This is a genomic window from Allomuricauda ruestringensis DSM 13258, assembly GCF_000224085.1.
GTDB classification, from domain to species: domain Bacteria; phylum Bacteroidota; class Bacteroidia; order Flavobacteriales; family Flavobacteriaceae; genus Flagellimonas; species Flagellimonas ruestringensis.
On sequence record NC_015945.1, the window covers coordinates 1,902,796 to 1,921,047 of the forward strand.

The window sequence follows — 18,252 nt, forward strand, 5'->3', positions numbered from 1 at the left end:
TTTTTAGATGACGAAATTAAAGGAGTTTTATACCAATCAAAAGAGTGCCTATCAAACTGAGCAACAGCGTGAGAAGAAAAAACTATCTCTTTTAGCAACGCTTCGACTCACGATTTTTGTGACGATTTGGTTTACGATCTACTTATTTTGGGACACTACCGTATTAGTTGTGGTATTGCCCCTTTTGATTGTATCATTCCTTTATTTGGTAGTGAGATTCAGTAATGTAAAACGTCATAAAAAGTATTTGGAAAGACTTATTGATATCAACAATAAGGAATTGCAAATTTTGAATCGTCGTTTCCACGATTTTCCCGATGGGAGCGAGTTTTTGGAACTTGGCCATCCATACGCACAGGATCTTGATCTTTTTGGAAGAGGTTCGTTCTATCAGTATGCAAACCGAACCACATTACAGCAGGGGCGAGAAGTGTTTTCGAATCTTTTGTTGGATGGATATCCAAAGGATATAGCTAAAAAACAAGAGGCCATTCAAGAGTTGGTCAAGTTGCCCGAGTGGCGACAACATTTTTCGGCACTGGCCGGGGAAACCCAACCCAAAATATCGCCTGAGGTAGTATCCGATTGGATGAAAAACCACAAATCCTTTATGCCCAAATGGGCGGGAGTTGTCCCTCCGATTTTTGCTTTGTTGTCCATTTTGGCAATCACTTTGGCTGCTATGGGCATAGTGCCAGAAAGTTTGGTCTTGTTTTGGTACTTTTTGGGTGTGGGTGTCGTTGGTCGATATGCCAAGAATATTGTTGGATTTACCACCAAGGTATCAGAGGCACAGGAAACTATTCAGCAGCACCAACGATTGATTTCCGAACTGGAGGAACACACTTTAAACTCGGAATTGCTACAGGAACTTCAAAAAAAATTAGTGGTCAAGGGCGAGAAGACATCAAAAATATTGAAACGCTTCTCCCAAAGTATGACCATGTTGGAACAACAATTCAACTTGATCGTGTCATTTTTTGGTCAAGGTCTGGGGTTGTACAGTCTATTTTATGCCTATCAAGTTGAATCTTGGATAGCAAAATACGGTACGGAGGTGGAAAGTTGGTTTTCCGCCATTGCTCAATTTGATGCGTACATCACATTGGGAACTTATGCTTTTAACCATCCTGATCATACCTATCCAAATTTAGTGCAAGGTGAAACGGTGTTGAAAGCAAAAGAAGTGGGGCACCCCTTGGTAGACCCCGAAAAGAACGTTTTGAACGATTTTGAAATCGGAAAAGGGCGTTTTTGTATCGTCACAGGGGCCAATATGGCGGGGAAAAGTACTTTTTTGCGAGCCATTGCTTTGCAAATAGTGATGGCTAACATGGGTTTGCCGGTTTTAGGAAAAGATGTAAAATATGCTCCAGTTCGTTTATTGACCAGTATGCGTTCTTCGGATTCTTTGGCGGATGAGACCTCCTATTTTTATGCAGAGCTCAAACGTCTAAAATATATTGTTGAAGAATTGGAAAAAGATGATTGTTTTGTGGTCTTGGATGAGATTTTGAAGGGTACCAACAGCGTGGACAAAGCCGAAGGCTCCAAAAAATTTGTGGAGCGTTTAGTACGGAATGGGTCCACGGGAATGGTGGCCACGCACGATTTAAGCTTGTGTACCCTCGCAGACCAACTTCCAGAGGTGGAAAACCGCTATTTTGACGCCCAAATTGTAAACGGAGAACTGTTCTTCGATTACAGGTTCAAAGAAGGCGTTTGCCAAAACATGAATGCATCTTTCCTATTAAAAAATATGGGTATTGTAGATTAAAGTCCTTTTACCTGTACATTATGAAAACTATCGGCTTGCAAGCGAAGCAATTCCTCTGCTTTTTGCTTTTTGTAGCGGTATAGCTCTTCCTCGTTTTTGATATCGGTATAGATTTGCTGGTTGATTTCCCCATCGGTGGACAACAATAATTTACGCTGTTCCACTTTTTGGGTCACCCAGGTAGCGACGACACTTTCCTGTTCTTCAAACTTGTAATCGTACTCACCTTTAGGAGCCAATAACTTGGCAATAATAGGAGCCGTTTCAATGGCCAAAAACAACAAAAAGATAAAAAAGGATGGAAACCAGGGTAATTTACCCAATGCATTGATGCGGGCCATCAATCCATCAAACCCATCAATAATGGGTTGGGAATCGGCAACGGCAATGTTGTAATCGGATTGCAAAGCTGCTATTTGTGCTTCGATGTTTTCAATTTTGTCTCCATTCGTTTCTTTTAAGGCATTGAGCTCAGCGAGTGCTGCGTCGTGCTTTTCACGTTTTTCCTCATAAACTGGGCCTTTTCCCAACAAACCTGTACCAGCGGTGCCTTCAGCCTCGGAGATGTAAGTGTCGTAAAGGGCGTTGGTTTCTGTCTCTTTGGTCGCTACTTCACCTTTCAGGTTGGCAATGTCTTGATTAAGGCTTTCAATCTTTGGGGTGTATTGGAGCGCCAATTGTTCCTTGTTGTCCAAGGTCATGGCATTTTTCTCTTCCAAGAGCACTTGGTTGATTTCCTTTTCAAAAATCTTCATCTCCAAAGGTTTGGAAATCACTACGGCAATGATCAATGCCAAAACAATCCGTGGTGCGGCTTGGAGCAATTCGCCTTTAAAATTGTCCCTCTTTTTAATGGTGGAAACGATGTATCTGTCCAAATTGAATATGAGCAAGCCCCAAATCAAACCAAAGAAAATGGCGGTGTAGATATTGTCGAAAACGGTGTAAAGGGCATATCCGGAAGCGATAAAAGCCATTACAGCGGTAAAGAATACGGTGGCACCAATGCCTGCATATTTGTTGCGTTCCCCATTGGAACAAGTGTCTAAAATTTCGGTATCCGCTCCTGAGCAGAAGATAAAAAAGCGTTGTAACATAGTGTGTTCTCTTTGATTGATAGATTATTAGAACGCAGTTTAGGTGGATTTGTTACATAAAAAGCCCCAATTAAGGGGCTTTTAACATTGTATGGAGTAGGGGCTAGTTTTCTATTTCAATTGGATTTACCGATAGTTTTACTATTGGCTTTTTATCCTTGGAACCCCTGGTGTCTATGTTTATTTTGTCATTGTTTCTAATGACTTGGATTGCTTTTTTAGCGGTTATTTCCTTGCCGTTGAACATAAAAGTAGCTCCCTTGTCCGCCATTTCCTTGATGTGCTCCAAAGGTGATTTTGGTGCAGGGGGCATAGGGGGCGCCAAAGGTTTTGTTTCTTTTATGTTTGTAATGGCTGAAGGAGGCATTGGAGGTTTTGCAGTTCCCGGAGCCGGTGGGGCTGGAGGTGGCTTTGGAAAATCAGGAAAGGGTTCTGCATCTGCCCGTTGCTTTTTGGACATTTTGCCATAAATGTTTTTTAATCGCATAACCTCTTTCTTTTTGATCACCATATGGTTTCGGTCCATATCATTGTACTTTTTGGCCAGGGTATTGTACTCTTTCATTTCTTCTCGGGTAGCACTACTCTGATAAATCATTTTTGGACCAACAATATTAATGGTGGCAGAGCCATACTCGGCGAGAATTTGATCTACCCGATCAATAATGTTTTTTGGTGTGTTTTTGTCAACCTCTATTACCGAGCGCAGTGTTTTTTTACGCTCATCAAAAGAGAGATGGTCGTTTGTTTTTAAAAGGGTTTCTTTTAAATCATTTAAGGGCACCAAATCTTTCTGAAACAATATCTGACCATTCTTATTGATTTTTATATTGATTGGGTTGATGGTTTTTTGGGCAGCATTTTGAGGCAAGGACGTTGGAGAAGACGCAGCAAATTCTTCTTGACCCTTGTCCGTTCCAACCACTGTCATTTGCTTTGCATTCAAAAGTGTTGTGCTTGGTGTGATCGGAACATTTTCTTTGAACTGGCTCTCTTCCATAATAACCTCATGGGCAAACACTTCAACTAAATTAATGCCTGTCGTTCTTATTTCCTTGGATAAATTGGTTATGGTGTTGTAATGTACTGGTTGAATAGCGTTGATTGCAACCTTGATTTTTTTGGCATCATGTATTTTCAGGTAGTCTTGCTTTAGAATTTTCGGGATTTCATTAAAATGAAAACTCTCATTTTCCAATCGTACATTGCCGTTATCAAGAAGGTTCATTCTAATGATTTGATCAAAAGAACTTTCCCTTTCAATTTGACGCGTTTCTGTAAATCCAAATAGCAATAGGGCCGTTAGGGGTAGAAGCAATAGGCTTCTCAATACAAATGATTTTTTTGATGTGTTTGTTTTCATGACTGTAAAACGTTTTTTGATTGATGAATAATTAATGGCATTTGCAATGCCGGTCGACTGATGTGTATTAAAACTATTGTGTGATAAGTATAATAGAATAGTGTTTTGATAATGCGAACGATCGTTGTTCTTGTCGATAACGGCCCTATCCGCCAAAAATTCATGGTTCAGCTTAATGGATGATTTAAATAGGTAGATAATGGGGTTGAACCAAAATAACACTTGGGCCAGTTCAACAATTAGAATATCCAGACTATGCCGTTGCTTGGCATGGGTTTCCTCATGTAAAAGTACTTCCTGTGGAATGTTTTTTTTCTCAAATTGTTGTTGGTTCAAAAAAATATAGTTGAAAAAAGTATGGGGTGGAAGTGATTGTCGTAAAAGGACCTTAGTGACGAAATTCTCCTTGAACTTGGGGTGTTTTTTGATGCGTAAACCTATTCGCAAAAGATTAGCAATAAAGCGGAGTCCGAACCCAACAACACCCAATACATAGATAACCCACAACAAAAGTTGCCAATCAAAAATTGATGCTTGCGGAATAGGTTCCACGATAACGTAATCGGAAATATGATCTGTGATCGGAGAAATTGAGTTGGTGGTTGGCTCAATCGCATCAACATAATCCGTGAAGACCATATTTGGAATTATAAAAGAGGTGATAAGGGTCCCCAAAAGAAAAAACCGTTTAAAATGGTGAATGCTTTCCCTTTCCAGCAAAAGTTTGTAGAATACCAGAAAAATGGCGAGGCATGCAGTGGATTTTAATAGAAAGACCAACATAATTACTTCTTTTTTATTTCGTTGTCTATCAATTTTTTCAATTCTTCCAACTCGGTTTTGCTCAAGTTGGTCTCTTTGGCAAAGAAGGAAGCAAACTGACTTGCACTGTCGTTAAAGAAGTTTTTTATGAGCCCGTTCACATGCTTGGAAAAATAATCCTTCTTCTTTACCAAAGGATAGTACTCCCTGCTTCTTCCAATACTGTTGTATGCCAGAAAACCTTTGTCCGTCATACGTTTTAAAAGCGTTGCTACGGTGGTAGTGGCGGGTTTGGGTTCTGGGTAGGCACCCAATAGGTCTTTCATAAAGGCCTTTTTCAATTTCCAAACAATGTTCATTAACTCCTCTTCGGATTTTGACAACTGCATTTTCAATATTTTACAATTATTGCTCTACAAACATAGAACAAAAAATGTAATTCTACAAGTGTAGAACATTTTTTGTGCTGATAAGAAGTTAATATGATATCCTAAAATGTTAAGTTTGCCGTCAAATTTGAATATCATGGGATTATTAGAGGACTTACAAAACAGAAGCGGAAATACCTGCGAACTATGCGGGTCAACAGAAAACTTACAGGTGTATGAAGTTCCTCCGGTTTCCACAGGTGGTATGGACGGTAGTCTTTTAGGGTGTTCCATCTGCATTGGTCAGCTAGAAGACCCTGATACCATTGATTCCAATCATTGGCGTTGTTTGAACGATAGCATGTGGAGCGAGCACGATGCGGTTAAAGTTGTGGCTTGGCGCATGCTGAATCGGTTAAAATCCGAAGGATGGCCCCAAGATCTTTTGGACATGATGTATTTGGAAAATGAAACATTGGAGTGGGCCAAAGCTACGGGTGAAGGAGAAGAAGAAAGCGAAAAAATCATCCATAGGGATGTGAACGGTAATATTTTGGAGAATGGTGATAGCGTTGTGCTGGTAAAAGACCTAAAAGTGAAGGGTTCCAGCATGGTCGCAAAACAGGGAACCGCCGTGCGACGGATTTCCCTGGATCACGAAAATGCCGAATATATTGAAGGCAAGGTAGATGGTCAACAAATTGTGATCATCACCAAATATGTGAAAAAGATTTAAGCCTTCATCTCCGTATAATATTTATAAAAGTAAGGGATGGTCTCAATGCCCTTTAAAAAGTTCCAAACCCCAAAATGTTCGTTAGGGGAGTGAATGGCATCGCTGTCCAAGCCGAAGCCTAACAGAATGGTTTTGCTATCAAAAACGTTCTCAAAAAGGGCCACGATCGGAATACTTCCCCCGGTTCGTTGTGGCACAGGAGTTTTTCCAAAGGTTGTTTCCATGGCCTTGGAAGCAGCTTGGTAGCCAATACTATCAATTGGGGTAACATAAGCCTGACCTCCATGATGTGGTGTAACCTTTACTTTTACGCTCTTAGGCGCTAGGGATTTGAAATGCTTGGTGAACAGATTGGTGATCTCGTGCCAATCTTGATTGGGCACCAATCGCATGGAAATTTTGGCGTAGGCTTTACTGGCAATTACGGTTTTTGCACCTTCGCCTGTGTAACCGCCCCAAATACCGTTCACATCCAAGGTTGGTCGTATTCCAAAACGTTCGCCTGTGGAATATCCCTTTTCACCATGTACATCACCAATATCCAAGGATTTTTTATAAGCTTCCAAATCAAATGGGGCTTTGGCCATTTCTGCCCGCTCTTCATCGGATATGATCTCAACCTTGTCATAAAAACCGGGTATGGTGATGTGGTTGTTTTCATCGTGCAAAGCGGCAATCATTTTTGCCAAAGCATTGATGGGGTTCGGAGCGGCACCACCGTAAATTCCCGAATGCAAGTCCCTGTTCGCTCCGGTCACTTCCACTTCCACATAACTAAGTCCGCGTAGGCCTGTTGTTATGGATGGAGTATCGTTGGAAATCATTCCTGTATCGGAGATCAGGATGATATCGTTTTTGAATTTTTCACCGTTTTCCTTTAGGAAATCTTCCAAATTATCACTGCCTACTTCTTCCTCACCTTCAATCATGAACTTTACGTTGCAGGGCAAAGTATTGTTTTTGATCATAAACTCCACCGCCTTTACGTGCATAAAAAACTGGCCTTTGTCATCACAGGCCCCGCGGGCAAATATGGCACCATCGGGATGTAATTCTGTTTTCTTGATCACAGGTTCAAAAGGTGGAGAGTCCCACAAGTTCATGGGATCTGGGGGTTGCACATCGTAATGGCCGTAAACCAATACCGTTGGCAGGTTTGGGTCTATGATTTTGTCACCATACACCACGGGATAGCCATTGGTTTCGCAAATTTCGGTGTTTTCGCAACCTGCTTCGTCCAATGACTTTTTCACGGCTTTTGCCGCTTCCAAAACATCTTGGGAATATGCTTTATCGGCACTAATGGAGGGGATTTTTAAGAGGTCGATCAACTCGTTGATAAATCTGTCCTTGTTGGTACTGATGTAATTATGTATGTCTTTCATATAAGAATTAAAAAGGACCCTAAAAGTACAAAAAACAAGTTTTTAAAGGGAGTGCATTTGCAAATCGGAAAATTGATTTATATTTGCACTCCATTTCGCGGGTGTGGTGGAATTGGTAGACACGCTAGACTTAGGATCTAGTCAAGTCCAAGCTCTTAAAATATTGTTAAATGCGGGTATGGTGGAATTGGTAGACACGCCAGACTTAGGATCTGGTGCCGCAAGGCGTGGGGGTTCGACTCCCTTTACCCGCACTTTTAAGTTTTCTGAAACTTACGTTAAAAGCTCCTCAATTTTGAGGGGCTTTTTTTGTATTGGTACAACATAGGTAAAACATCGGCCCTTTTTTACTGCCGACACTAGATCTTTTTTCATACTAATTCAAAGGGCGTCAAATTTAATTTTAGCTCTTTTCTTTATCTTCTTTTAGTTGATTTTGATGATCTACTTTGACCAAGGCAATTTATTTTTCTAGAAACTTTTCTTTATAGTTGGTTCAGGGATAAAACAGACTTGACCTTTTTGTTTCGGTTTCCACAAAGGAATTTCGTTCGATATCTTCCAACAAAGGAACTTCCCTTTCGATCATAGGATCGAACCATTCGATCTTTTCATTGGCCCATTCCAACCAAAGCAATAAATCCTCTGTCAGCTCACCCTTGGATTCCTTGTGGCTTTTGAATTCTTGGACATAACTTCTCAGCCTTACGGTCATCTCATGTCTTTTCATGTCCTTGAAAAGCGATTTTAGGGATTGTAGTTCTTTGTCCTTCCGGTCTTGAAGTTCTTGCTTGATTTTTTGTTCTTCCTGAAATTTTTTGTGCCATTCCTCCCTTTCGATTCGTTCTTTTTTCAATTGCTTGGCCGTCAACTCCAGTTTGGTCAGTATTTTGGCGAGTTGTTCCTCCAAAAGTTCATTTTTACTGTCTGCCCAATCTTTTCTCAAGATGTAATCTGCTTCCATCTTTAATGTTAAAATATCGCTTGCGTGGTATTCATAATTTGTCCACCTATCACTTTTGACCATGACTCGTTTTGATTTTTCGCGACAGCGTATGTTGATTTTTTCGTCAAACACAACGGCATAGGTACTATACCCATCTATTTCAATGTCATGACCTCTTTTCCTAAGCAATTTGATCAGGGCATTCATAAACCTTAGTGCCCTAGGAACCATCTTTTTTGAAACTTCAATGTTTAAATTTCCTTTGGTTGTATGGATTATATCTTGATATTGATGGTTGGGTTGATAGTTTGAAGTAGCTAGGTCGGATTTTGCCTTTTGCACGAGAATGTCGGGTTTGTACACTTTTGTTGGAACGGAAAGGGGTAGGGAGGGATCGTTAACAATTTCGTTTTTCAAGGCACTATACTTGCTATTGAAATGTGCTTTTTTATCATTTTTCCCTATCCTCTCGTAAAGTTTGATGTCATTTAGTTTTTTCTCTGTTTTCATCAAGGGAGCTTTGGTAACTTTTTTGCCAAATTTCACCTTTGACCAGTGTCCGGCCTTGGGAAGCGGTATTTCATGTTTGATGCAAATTTTTCTCAGGCCGTTGTCCGAAATGTTATATTGTTTGGCCAACTGTGTCAATGGGGTCGTCCATACCAGTTCATAAAGTTCTTTTCTCGTTATTGTTTTGATTTCCATGGTTGATATTTTAATCTTGATACATCTGAATAAGGTAAATCAATACAATTTTCATTTCTAAAATTAACTGTGCAAATACATTGCATTATTTATCATATATTACCAAAAACTTAAAACTCTGCTGTTATGTCCAATAGCAAACATGCCCATTTACGATACAATATATTAGATGAATGCTTCCGTAAAAGGTCATATAGTTTTGATGAACTTCTGGATGTAGTGAATAATAAATTAGAAACTCTTTTGAATGAAAATATTTCTATTCGAACCTTAAGAGAAGATTTAAAGATTTTCAGAGACAAAAAAAATGGTTTTGGTGCACCCTTGCCAGAAAAGGCTCGAATACTTAAATATTCCGATCCTAATTTCTCTATTTCAAATAAACCTCTATTAGAGTACGAACAATATTTAATAGATGCAGCTCAACAGTTGTTAGAGCGATTTGAGAATCATCCCAAGTATGATAAATTAGCTGAGGCCTTAATAAAGTTTCAAGATGAGGAATACCAGCAAGAAAGTCAGTCAGCGCAAATATTATTTTATGACCATAATGATGAATATAAAGGAATAAACTTTTTAAAGCCAATGTATTTTGCTATTAAAAAGAAACAAGTGCTTGGAATCAAATTTCATGGGTTCATGGCGGATTCTTTTGAAAATTTTGAATTTCATCCACATATTTTAAAACAGTATAATAGGAGATGGTTTGTTTATGGATTAAATAAAACAAAGAATGTTTCAAATTGGAGTATCCCATTGGATGACAGACTAGTTGATTTTGAAATCTTGGATGATAAAAAGTATATTGAATCCAATACTGATTGGGACGCTTATTTTAGAACCATGGTCGGTATTAGAAGGCAACAAGATCAAGTACCTCAAAAAGTTGTTCTGCGTTTCTATAATGGAAGAGAAGATTATTTTAAGACAAAACCATTTATACCGGATTATGATGAATTTTTTGAAGAAGAGAAAGAGGATCAGGTTTGGTTTGAATCAATAATAAACCTAGAACTGGTCCAACAATTATTATCGTTTGGGCAAGATGTTGAAGTTTTGGAACCAAAGGAATTAAAAGAACAAATAAGATTGCATTCTAAAACAATGAACAAATATTATTCGCATTAATTGTGCGATTATATTGCATAAAATCAATCTACTTTTGTAAATCTCATATTGAAACAATGCAAATGAATAAGAGTGATTATTCAAGAAAAGAATTAATAGGTCGGATTGGAAACCACATTTGGCAGTGTGCAAGTGTGATAAGAAATACACGTTCTAACACGAACCTATATTTGTTACTTTATATTTTATCTGCTTATAAGGATGGTGTGCTTAATTTTTCGCCTAGAAATTATTCCGATTGGAGCTTCAACCTTAAAAATGAAGATGAAAATTTATTTTATAGAGATATACAGAAAATATTTCACCCATTATTTGAAAGTCTTCATGAAAGGCAGATAGAAGAAATACTTCACATAATAAATGGTATTGACCTCGAACAACTAATTGACAATTTCAAAGAAGTCTTTGAATTTGTTTTAAATAAAATAATTGATTTTGATAGAAAATATTCCAATGTATCCATTAATCCAGAGGAAATAAGTAAACTCATTATTGGGTTGGCTGATTTACCTAAGTTTTCAAATGTATACAACCCCTTTGCTGGTTTTGCTTCATTTGGAGTTTATCTTGAAGAGGGTCATATGTATTACGGTCAAGAAATTAATCCAAATACTTGGGCGATTGGACAGCTTAGGTTAAAAGCCCACTTGAATTGCTTCACACATAGGTATTCTCTTGCAGACTCTATAGAAAATTGGAATGACTTTCAAGATTTTGATTTAATAGTTGCCAGTCCGCCAATGAGGTTACAGCTAAAGAAGCACCAGTCTCATAATTCCATTTATACTAACCATAGAACTATTGAAGGTTTCCTTGTAGAAAAAGGAATGGAGACATTAAGGTATAGCAATAATGGTCAATTGATTGTTGTTTTCCCATTATCATTTCTTTTTAGTGGAGGTGCAGAGGGTAAACTTAAAAAACGTCTTGTTGATAAAAATTTAATTGATACAATTATAACTTTACCCTCCGGGCTCTTGTCTAATACAGTTATTCCTATTTGTGTCATCGTATTCAAAAACCATATTAAAAGACCTGGTTTTGTTAAAATGATAGATGGTTCAAGCTTTTATTATAAGGATAATCCAAAAACCAAAACTTTAAAGTACAAAGACCTTTTAATGCTCATTAAAGACGATGTAGAAACCGAATTTCTTAGATATGTTAGCATTAAAGAAATTTATGAAAATGATTTTGATCTTTCTGTTAGTAGGTATTTCTTAGAAGATCTTGTAGGTTCTAAATTAACATCTTTTGCGCAAATAATAAGAGGAACAAGGGCTCCTATGAATGAGTCATTTAAACAAGTTCAGATACGTGATTTAAAAGATGATGTATTTGACAGTGTATTGAGAAGTATTGAATTGGATTCAAAAATCGTTAAACGCGGTACATTTAGAATCATAAGCGAATCATGTCTGCTGATTGCAAACAAATGGAATACTCTTAAACCAACCTATTTCAAGTTTACCGGAGAGTCAATTGCGATTTCCCAGAATATCACAGCTTTAAAATTAAATGAAGATATTGTTCATCCTATTTATTTAATAAATGAGTTTTCATCTGAATACGTAGAAAATCAAGTCGACAGCTATAGAGTTGGTTCGGTACAACCAATGCTACGAACAAAAGATTTAAAAAATATTGTGTTCAGAATACCTGATATGAAAGAACAAGTTGCTAAAGTTAGCGGCATAATCGAGCTTTCAGAGAGATTGAAAAAAATTGAGTCAGAGAAAGAATCTTTGTTGACTGGAATCAAAAAAGTGGAAACAGAAAGCTCAACTTCTTTGAGTCATATTTTAGGTAAACCATTACTTAGTATCGGGTCATCTTTGGAAATTATTAAGAATGCACTTACTAAGATTGACCCTAAATGGGAGAAACACTACTTATCTCAAAGTAGGGAATTTACATTGTCCGATGCTTTTGAATCCATTTCCAAAAACGTAAAGTATATCCAAGAACTTGCAGATAGAAATACTTCAATGGTAAGTGTTTCAAATTTTGAACTCGAACCAATACATTTTCTGAAATTCCTATCTTCCTTTGTTAAGGACGAAAAGAAAAGTTTAAAAACCAATATTAGTCTTGAACTAGACATTCATGAAGACATTAAGAATCAAATGTCGAATCAAGTAATAATAAATGGGAATATACAGAAACTAAGAATATTGCTATTGAATTTACTCGATAATGCTAAAAACCATGCATTCAATGAAAATGATATTGCACATAAAATCAATATTGAGATTTTACCATTTACAGGTAATGCAAAAGAAGCTTCAATTCTAAATTATGATATTGATGATAAAAAGTCTTATGTGGAAGTTCGTGTTTCAAACACAGGGAAGTCTTTTCCTAAGGACTTTAAACTTGAAGATTATGTCCGAAAAAACTTTGCTGCTGGAAGCACGGGTAATAATGGATTAGGCGGATATGAAGTTAATGAGATACTTAAAACCTTAAATTCAGGTAAAAACGCCTTAAATATAATTTCAAATATTCCGGATTCTGAATATTGTACGGTTGTATCTTTCATCCTTCCAATAATTTAATTATGAATAAAGTATACAATGTGTTGTGGCTGGATGATGAGCATGATCATCCTGATATGGAGCCTTTTTTAATCCTTGCTGAGGATTCTGGTATTATATTAAAAGGATTTCGAAATCCTATTGAAGGATTTCGTGAACTTGAAGCAAATGTTAACCATTATGATGCAATCCTATTGGACGCTTTGTTTTTTGAACATGAAAATTCAGAAACCGTTAGTAAGAAAGGTTTGGGGACTTCTATAGCAAGGATTAATCAATTAAAAAATAGAAAGTTGTTCCCCTTTTTTGTTTTATCAGGCCAACCAACTTTTGTTGAAGCACAAAATGATATTTTAGAAGCTAATAACCTTAGATGTTATAACAAAAAAAAGCTTGAAGATGTTAAGGAGCTTTTACAGAATATAAAAGCTGAGGCTGATAGGCAAATAGATTTACAAATCAAACATGACAATCAAAATCTCTTCAATTTGTTGGAAAGTTATCCTGATTCATCTAGGGATACTTTTATTTCGGTTTTCAAAGGCTTGAAAGGTTTGAAAAGTGATTTTGAGGATCAACTGTATTTTACTCAATTAAGAATAATATTGGAACAAATGTTTCGAAAAGCCAATGAAATTGGCTTGCTACACGATAGATGCGTGAAGGTTAAAGGAAGACAAGTGAATCTTACGGAGTCATGTCTTTTTTTATCAGGCTTGGACACAAAACATTTAGGCATCAGGTGTTCTGAAACTCACTTTCCAAAAGTAATTGCAAACCACGTAAAAAACATTATTCATACAACAGGAGCTGCATCTCATGATGTCAATGTTGATATAAAAAAAAATATCGATGTTCAGAATTTAAGGAGAACTGTCAATACACCTAACTTGTTGTACTCATTGACTTTTCAATTAATAGATGTTTTATTATGGTTTCATGGTTATGCAAAAGCAAACGATGATCAAGTGAGAAACAAATCTTTCTGGCAAGAATTTGATTTCGATGAATATGGAAATAAATATCAATTTGAGGAGATAGCTTCCATTGCTCCAAATGGTTGGGGTCAAATAGAACTCAAAAACGGTTTTAGTGTTGGTGTTCCTAAAGATGAGATGGCCAAACTTAATTTAAAAGTTGGTGACAAAATCAAATTCTGGATTAGAAATTCATCAATTGCAAATGGTATCTCCAAGGTTTAGTTTGTGCAATTATCCCGCACTACCATCCCTTAAATTTGCTTCAAATCATAAAAAACAAGTTGTCATGAGCAAAAACGCAGAAGTTAAGTGCCCAAATTGTAAAGAAGTGTTTAAGGTTGATGATTCTGTATATACGGATATTGTTAAGCAAGTACGAGACCAACAATTTCAGGATGAAATAGTGAAGCGGTTAGAAATAGCAGAAAAGGAAAAGCAGTCTGCTATTGAATTAACAGAGTCTAAAATTAAAGGTGAATACCAAGAATTGTTGGCTCAGAAAAATCAAGAAATTAGTGACCTAAAGCTAAAAAGCAAGGAAGAACTAGTTTTAGAAGTAACTAAAAAGGAGGATAAGATCAGAGATTTACAATCTCAATTGGAGAATGCCGAAACCCAGAAAAAATTGGAGGTCTCTGAAGCGCTGAAATCTATTGAAAAAGAACGGGATCAACTCAAAAATGATTTAAAACTTAAAGATTCCGAAAAGGAAAATCTGGAAAAATCACTTCAAGCAGATTTTAAAAGAGAGCTTGAGTCAAAAGAACAGATTATTAAATATCGTGACGAAGAAATAGAGCGTTTAAAAGATTATAAGCAAAAACTTTCCACAAAGATGTTGGGTGAAACACTGGAACAGCATTGCGAAATTGAGTTTAACAAACTTAGAGCTACAGCTTTTCAAAGCGCATACTTCGAAAAAGATAATGATGCTTCTGCTGGGTCAAAAGGGGATTACATTTTTAAAGAAACTGACCATGATGGCAATGAAATTGTGTCCATTATGTTTGAAATGAAAAATGAAAATGATCAGACATCCACTAAAAAAAAGAACGAAGATTTTTTTGCGAAACTGGATAAGGACAGAAATGATAAAGGATGTGAATATGCTGTACTAGTTTCTTTATTGGAGGCAGACAATGAGTTTTATAATACAGGTATCGTTGATGTCTCCTATAAATATGAAAAAATGTACGTTATTCGTCCTCAGTTTTTCATTCCAATGATTACCCTATTACGAAATGCCGGAATGAAGTCCCTAGCGTATAAAGCGGAATTGAATACCGTTAGAAACCAAAATATTGACATTACCAATTTTGAAGAAAAAATTGAAACTTTCAAAACAGGTTTTGCAAGAAATTACGATTTAGCCAAAAGACAATTTGGAGAAGCTATAAAAGAGATTGATAAAAGTATATCGCATCTAAATAAAATTAAAGATGCACTCACTTCATCTGAGAGAAACTTACGTTTGGCTAATGATAAAGCGGAGGAATTGACCATTAAAAAACTCACCTATAACAACCCAACGATGAAACAAAAATTCGACAACTTAAACAACCAGTAGTATATGATAACCGGAGAAATAAAATCCCAAATAGACCAAATATGGAACACCTTCTGGTCAGGTGGCGTTACTAATACAATTACAATAGTAGAGCAGTTAACCTATTTGATTTTCATTAAGGATTTAGACGAAACTGAAACGCGAAATGAGCGTATGGCAAAACGTTTAAGCAAAACGTACACACCCATTTTTGGTCCTAACCAACAGGATTTCCGTTGGAAAAATCTAAAAGAAATGGATGTGACTCAACGCCATGCAATTTTCAATAATTCGGTGGATGGTATTTTTCCGTTCATTAGAAGTTTGGGTGGCGAAAAAAGCTTGTTCAGTACATATATGAAAGATGCTTCTTTCGGTATTAATAAAGCCAGTACGTTAGACCAGGTTATGGAAAAGTTAGAACGTTTGGATATGTCGAATCAGGACATAAAAGGAGATATTTATGAGTACTTATTGTCTAAGTTGGAAGGTGGTGGAACAGCCGGACAATTTCGTACACCTCGCCACATTATCAAACTTATGGTAGAAATGATGCAACCATCTCTTGATGACGTTATATGTGATCCATCTACCGGTACTGCTGGCTTTCTGGTGGCTGCTAAAGAATACATAGATAAGCATTACAGAATAACTGATTTAGACAAACATAGTGAGCATATAAATAAGCGTATGTTTAATGGTACCGAGTTTGATGCTACTATGCTGCGTATTGCTAGTATGAATCTTTTTTTACATGGCGTTGAAGAGCCTAATATTGTTGATGTAGATGCTGTAAGTAAAGATAATACGGTTAGTGATGCCTATACCCTTATTTTGGCCAATCCACCCTTTAAAGGGACAATAGATAAAGAAAGTATCGCGCCAAGTTTGAGTAATGTGACTAAAACAACGAAAACAGAGTTACTCTTTTTAGCTTTGATGTTACGCCAACTTAAAAAAGGTGGTCGTGCTGCGGTTATTGTACCAGATGGCGTGCTTTTTGGTAGCGGTAAAGCCTTTAAAAGTATCCGTAGTGAAATTGTAAAGAATCATAAATTAGATGGTGTGATTTCCTTGCCCAGTGGTGTGTTTCAACCTTATTCTGGGGTAAGTACTGCAATCTTACTATTTACCAAAACTGACAATGGAGGTACCGATATGGTGTGGTTTTACGATATGAAAGCTGATGGAAAAAGCCTAGATCAAAAACGTAACCTTATTGTAGACGAAAGCATTTTTAACGAGTTTGCATTTGCCAAAGACTTAACACCCGAAAAATTAGCACAACTAGCACAAGCTCACGATAACTTTAATCTACCACAGGTTCTCGACCATTACCGCTATTTAAAAAGCGATTACTTTGGTAAAATGCACGATAGTAACGGCGGTCTTTTAAATGTGAAAGACATTCCGGGAAACCTTGGCTCCGACAATTTTTTGGATGGTACATGCTCGCATAATTTTTCTGATCGCTCAAGTCAAAGTTTCTTGGTCCAGGTTAAAGAAATAGATGATAATGATTGGGATTTATCAATAAATCGATACAAAAAAATTGTTTATGAAGAAGTAGATTATGATTTGCCTGAAGTGATTTTAGAAAGAATTAAAAAACTAAACAGCGAGAGAAGTGAAATATTAAAACAACTTTCTAAAATTAATTAAGATGAAATTAGAAAATTGTGTTGATATACTTTCTGGATATGCTTTTAAATCCAAACTATTCAATACTGAGGGTATAGGTATCCCTATAATTCGAATTAGAGACATTACTTCTAATAGCGTTTCAACTTATTATGATGGAGATTACAAAGATGAGTATTTAATCTCTAATGGAGACTTGTTAATTGGAATGGATGGAGCATTCAATTTAATAGAGTGGCAAGGAGGAAAAGCTATTCTTAATCAACGAGTTTGCAAAATTACTCCTAGAGAAGATAAAGTGGATAAAGACTTTGTAAAATATTTAGTTCCAAAATCTTTAAAACACATTGAGGACAAAACACCTTTTGTTACGGTTAAGCATCTTTCTGTTAAGAAAATTAGAGAAATAGAATTACCTAAATTGACTCTAAAAATGCAAAAGCGTATTGCTCAAATATTAGATGATGCCGCAACTTTACATGATAAAACCCGACAACTATTATCAGAGTATGATCAACTTGCACAATCTATTTTTCTGGATATGTTTGGAGATCCAGTGATTAATCCTATAGGTTGGGAAACAAAAACCATAGAAGAGCTTGTCTTGCCAGTTAAAGGGTCAATTAAGCGCGGCCCATTCGGTGGAGCATTGAAAAAAGAAATTTTTGTTGAAGAAGGTTATCTGGTATATGAGCAATATCATGCTCTAAACAATGACTTTAATTTTGAGAGATATTATATAACCGAAAAGGATTTTAAAAGATTGGAGTCTTTTGAAGTTAAGCCGGGAGATATAATTATAAGTTGTTCAGGTGTGTATTTAGGTAAACTGGCAATTGTTCCAAATAATGCTAAAAAAGGTATTATTAACCAGGCGTTGTTAAAATTGACATTGGACGAAAATAAGATGTCAAAGGAATTTTTTGTTTTTCATTTTACCCAGGAAAATTTTCGAAATAAGTATTTTGGGGCAGATAGAGGTGCAGGAATACCAAATTTTCCGCCGATGAAAAGCTTTAAACAGTTTCCTTTTATTTATCCACCTATTAATTTACAAAATCAGTTTATGGACAAGTTAATTTTAATAGAGCAACAAAAGGCACTTGCAAAACAAGAGCTAAAGGAAACTGAAGATTTATTTAATTGTCTATTACAAAAAGCATTTAAAGGACAGTTGGTTTGAAGTTCAATTATTTTGGATAATAATAAAATTTCCATAATTTTTAATCCTTATAACTCCCCCCTAGCTAACAATAATTCTGCAAATTCACTGCACACTTA

At 36.5% G+C, this 18,252-nt stretch carries 13 protein-coding genes and 1 tRNA gene; 9 read left to right on the top strand and 5 right to left on the bottom strand.

All coding sequences use genetic code 11. The features are described 5' to 3' along the window. The first annotated feature begins 7 nt into the window (after positions 1 to 7). Entirely contained in the window at positions 8 to 1,777 is a 1,770-nt protein-coding gene (locus MURRU_RS08565; RefSeq protein ID WP_014033065.1) for a MutS-related protein, read from the top strand. Here MURRU_RS08565 and MURRU_RS08570 read toward each other — a convergent pair. The 3 genes from MURRU_RS08570 to MURRU_RS08580 all read right to left on the bottom strand — a co-directional run bounded on the left by MURRU_RS08570 (position 1,774) and on the right by MURRU_RS08580 (position 5,388). Further along, on the bottom strand, positions 1,774 to 2,874 hold the full coding sequence (locus MURRU_RS08570) for a DUF4407 domain-containing protein (protein ID WP_014033066.1): 1,101 nt from the start codon (positions 2,872 to 2,874) through the stop codon (positions 1,774 to 1,776). The two genes, MURRU_RS08565 and MURRU_RS08570, sit on opposite strands and share 4 nt — an antisense overlap. A gap of 103 nt (positions 2,875 to 2,977) precedes the next feature. Beyond that, positions 2,978 to 5,020 (bottom strand): M56 family metallopeptidase, encoded by a 2,043-nt coding sequence (locus MURRU_RS17360; protein WP_014033067.1) that lies wholly within the window; start codon positions 5,018 to 5,020, stop codon positions 2,978 to 2,980. A 2-nt stretch (positions 5,021 to 5,022) separates the two neighbouring features. After that, positions 5,023 to 5,388, bottom strand: a complete 366-nt coding sequence (locus MURRU_RS08580) for a BlaI/MecI/CopY family transcriptional regulator (protein ID WP_014033068.1) — start codon at positions 5,386 to 5,388, stop codon at positions 5,023 to 5,025. 136 nt (positions 5,389 to 5,524) lie between these two features. On the opposite strand from MURRU_RS08580, the gene MURRU_RS08585 reads away from it, so the two are divergent. Next, positions 5,525 to 6,103 carry a PhnA domain-containing protein gene (locus MURRU_RS08585; RefSeq protein ID WP_041801902.1) on the top strand — a complete coding sequence of 193 codons (579 nt, stop codon included), beginning with the start codon at positions 5,525 to 5,527 and terminating at the stop codon, positions 6,101 to 6,103. Here MURRU_RS08585 and MURRU_RS08590 read toward each other — a convergent pair. After that, positions 6,100 to 7,488, bottom strand: coding sequence for a dipeptidase (locus tag MURRU_RS08590; RefSeq protein WP_014033070.1), 1,389 nt, complete (start codon positions 7,486 to 7,488; stop codon positions 6,100 to 6,102). The genes MURRU_RS08585 and MURRU_RS08590 overlap by 4 nt on opposite strands. A 172-nt stretch (positions 7,489 to 7,660) precedes the next feature. Between MURRU_RS08590 and MURRU_RS08595 the strand changes: the two genes are divergently transcribed. Then, positions 7,661 to 7,742 (top strand) — tRNA-Leu (locus MURRU_RS08595). Between the two features lie 242 nt (positions 7,743 to 7,984). Here the strand turns inward: MURRU_RS08595 and MURRU_RS08600 are convergent. Further along, positions 7,985 to 9,139, bottom strand: coding sequence for a hypothetical protein (locus MURRU_RS08600; RefSeq protein ID WP_014033071.1), 1,155 nt, complete (start codon positions 9,137 to 9,139; stop codon positions 7,985 to 7,987). A 126-nt stretch (positions 9,140 to 9,265) separates the two neighbouring features. On the opposite strand from MURRU_RS08600, the gene MURRU_RS08605 reads away from it, so the two are divergent. The 6 genes from MURRU_RS08605 to MURRU_RS08630 all read left to right on the top strand — a co-directional run bounded on the left by MURRU_RS08605 (position 9,266) and on the right by MURRU_RS08630 (position 18,154). Further along, complete coding sequence (locus MURRU_RS08605) at positions 9,266 to 10,267, top strand: helix-turn-helix transcriptional regulator (protein WP_014033072.1); 1,002 nt, start codon at positions 9,266 to 9,268, stop codon at positions 10,265 to 10,267. A gap of 62 nt (positions 10,268 to 10,329) precedes the next feature. Next, positions 10,330 to 12,825: an N-6 DNA methylase gene (locus MURRU_RS08610; RefSeq protein ID WP_187289884.1), complete on the top strand. Its 2,496-nt coding sequence runs from the start codon at positions 10,330 to 10,332 to the stop codon at positions 12,823 to 12,825. A 2-nt stretch (positions 12,826 to 12,827) separates the two neighbouring features. After that, on the top strand, positions 12,828 to 14,006 hold the full coding sequence (locus MURRU_RS08615) for a hypothetical protein (protein WP_014033074.1): 1,179 nt from the start codon (positions 12,828 to 12,830) through the stop codon (positions 14,004 to 14,006). 64 nt (positions 14,007 to 14,070) lie between these two features. Continuing rightward, the gene (locus MURRU_RS08620; protein ID WP_014033075.1) at positions 14,071 to 15,351 is read left to right on the top strand and encodes a DUF2130 domain-containing protein; all 1,281 of its coding nucleotides are present in this window, start codon (positions 14,071 to 14,073) and stop codon (positions 15,349 to 15,351) included. 3 nt (positions 15,352 to 15,354) lie between these two features. Next, positions 15,355 to 16,992 carry a type I restriction-modification system subunit M gene (locus MURRU_RS08625; protein WP_014033076.1) on the top strand — a complete coding sequence of 546 codons (1,638 nt, stop codon included), beginning with the start codon at positions 15,355 to 15,357 and terminating at the stop codon, positions 16,990 to 16,992. 1 nt (position 16,993) lies between these two features. Beyond that, complete coding sequence (locus tag MURRU_RS08630) at positions 16,994 to 18,154, top strand: restriction endonuclease subunit S (RefSeq protein WP_014033077.1); 1,161 nt, start codon at positions 16,994 to 16,996, stop codon at positions 18,152 to 18,154. Positions 18,155 to 18,252: the final 98 nt, after the last annotated feature.

What these genes read in the sequence shown, in the direction of transcription:
- MURRU_RS08570 (WP_014033066.1), bottom strand. Translation starts at nt 2,874, where the DNA reads ATGTTACAACGCTTTTTTATCTTCTGCTCAGGAGCGGATACCGAAATT.
- MURRU_RS17360 (WP_014033067.1), bottom strand. Translation starts at nt 5,020, where the DNA reads ATGTTGGTCTTTCTATTAAAATCCACTGCATGCCTCGCCATTTTTCTG.
- MURRU_RS08610 (WP_187289884.1), top strand. Translation starts at nt 10,330, where the DNA reads ATGAATAAGAGTGATTATTCAAGAAAAGAATTAATAGGTCGGATTGGA.
- MURRU_RS08625 (WP_014033076.1), top strand. Translation starts at nt 15,355, where the DNA reads ATGATAACCGGAGAAATAAAATCCCAAATAGACCAAATATGGAACACC.
- MURRU_RS08565 (WP_014033065.1), top strand. Translation starts at nt 8, where the DNA reads ATGACGAAATTAAAGGAGTTTTATACCAATCAAAAGAGTGCCTATCAA.
- MURRU_RS08605 (WP_014033072.1), top strand. Translation starts at nt 9,266, where the DNA reads ATGTCCAATAGCAAACATGCCCATTTACGATACAATATATTAGATGAA.
- MURRU_RS08585 (WP_041801902.1), top strand. Translation starts at nt 5,525, where the DNA reads ATGGGATTATTAGAGGACTTACAAAACAGAAGCGGAAATACCTGCGAA.
- MURRU_RS08630 (WP_014033077.1), top strand. Translation starts at nt 16,994, where the DNA reads ATGAAATTAGAAAATTGTGTTGATATACTTTCTGGATATGCTTTTAAA.
- MURRU_RS08590 (WP_014033070.1), bottom strand. Translation starts at nt 7,488, where the DNA reads ATGAAAGACATACATAATTACATCAGTACCAACAAGGACAGATTTATC.
- MURRU_RS08600 (WP_014033071.1), bottom strand. Translation starts at nt 9,139, where the DNA reads ATGGAAATCAAAACAATAACGAGAAAAGAACTTTATGAACTGGTATGG.
- MURRU_RS08620 (WP_014033075.1), top strand. Translation starts at nt 14,071, where the DNA reads ATGAGCAAAAACGCAGAAGTTAAGTGCCCAAATTGTAAAGAAGTGTTT.
- MURRU_RS08580 (WP_014033068.1), bottom strand. Translation starts at nt 5,388, where the DNA reads ATGCAGTTGTCAAAATCCGAAGAGGAGTTAATGAACATTGTTTGGAAA.
- MURRU_RS08615 (WP_014033074.1), top strand. Translation starts at nt 12,828, where the DNA reads ATGAATAAAGTATACAATGTGTTGTGGCTGGATGATGAGCATGATCAT.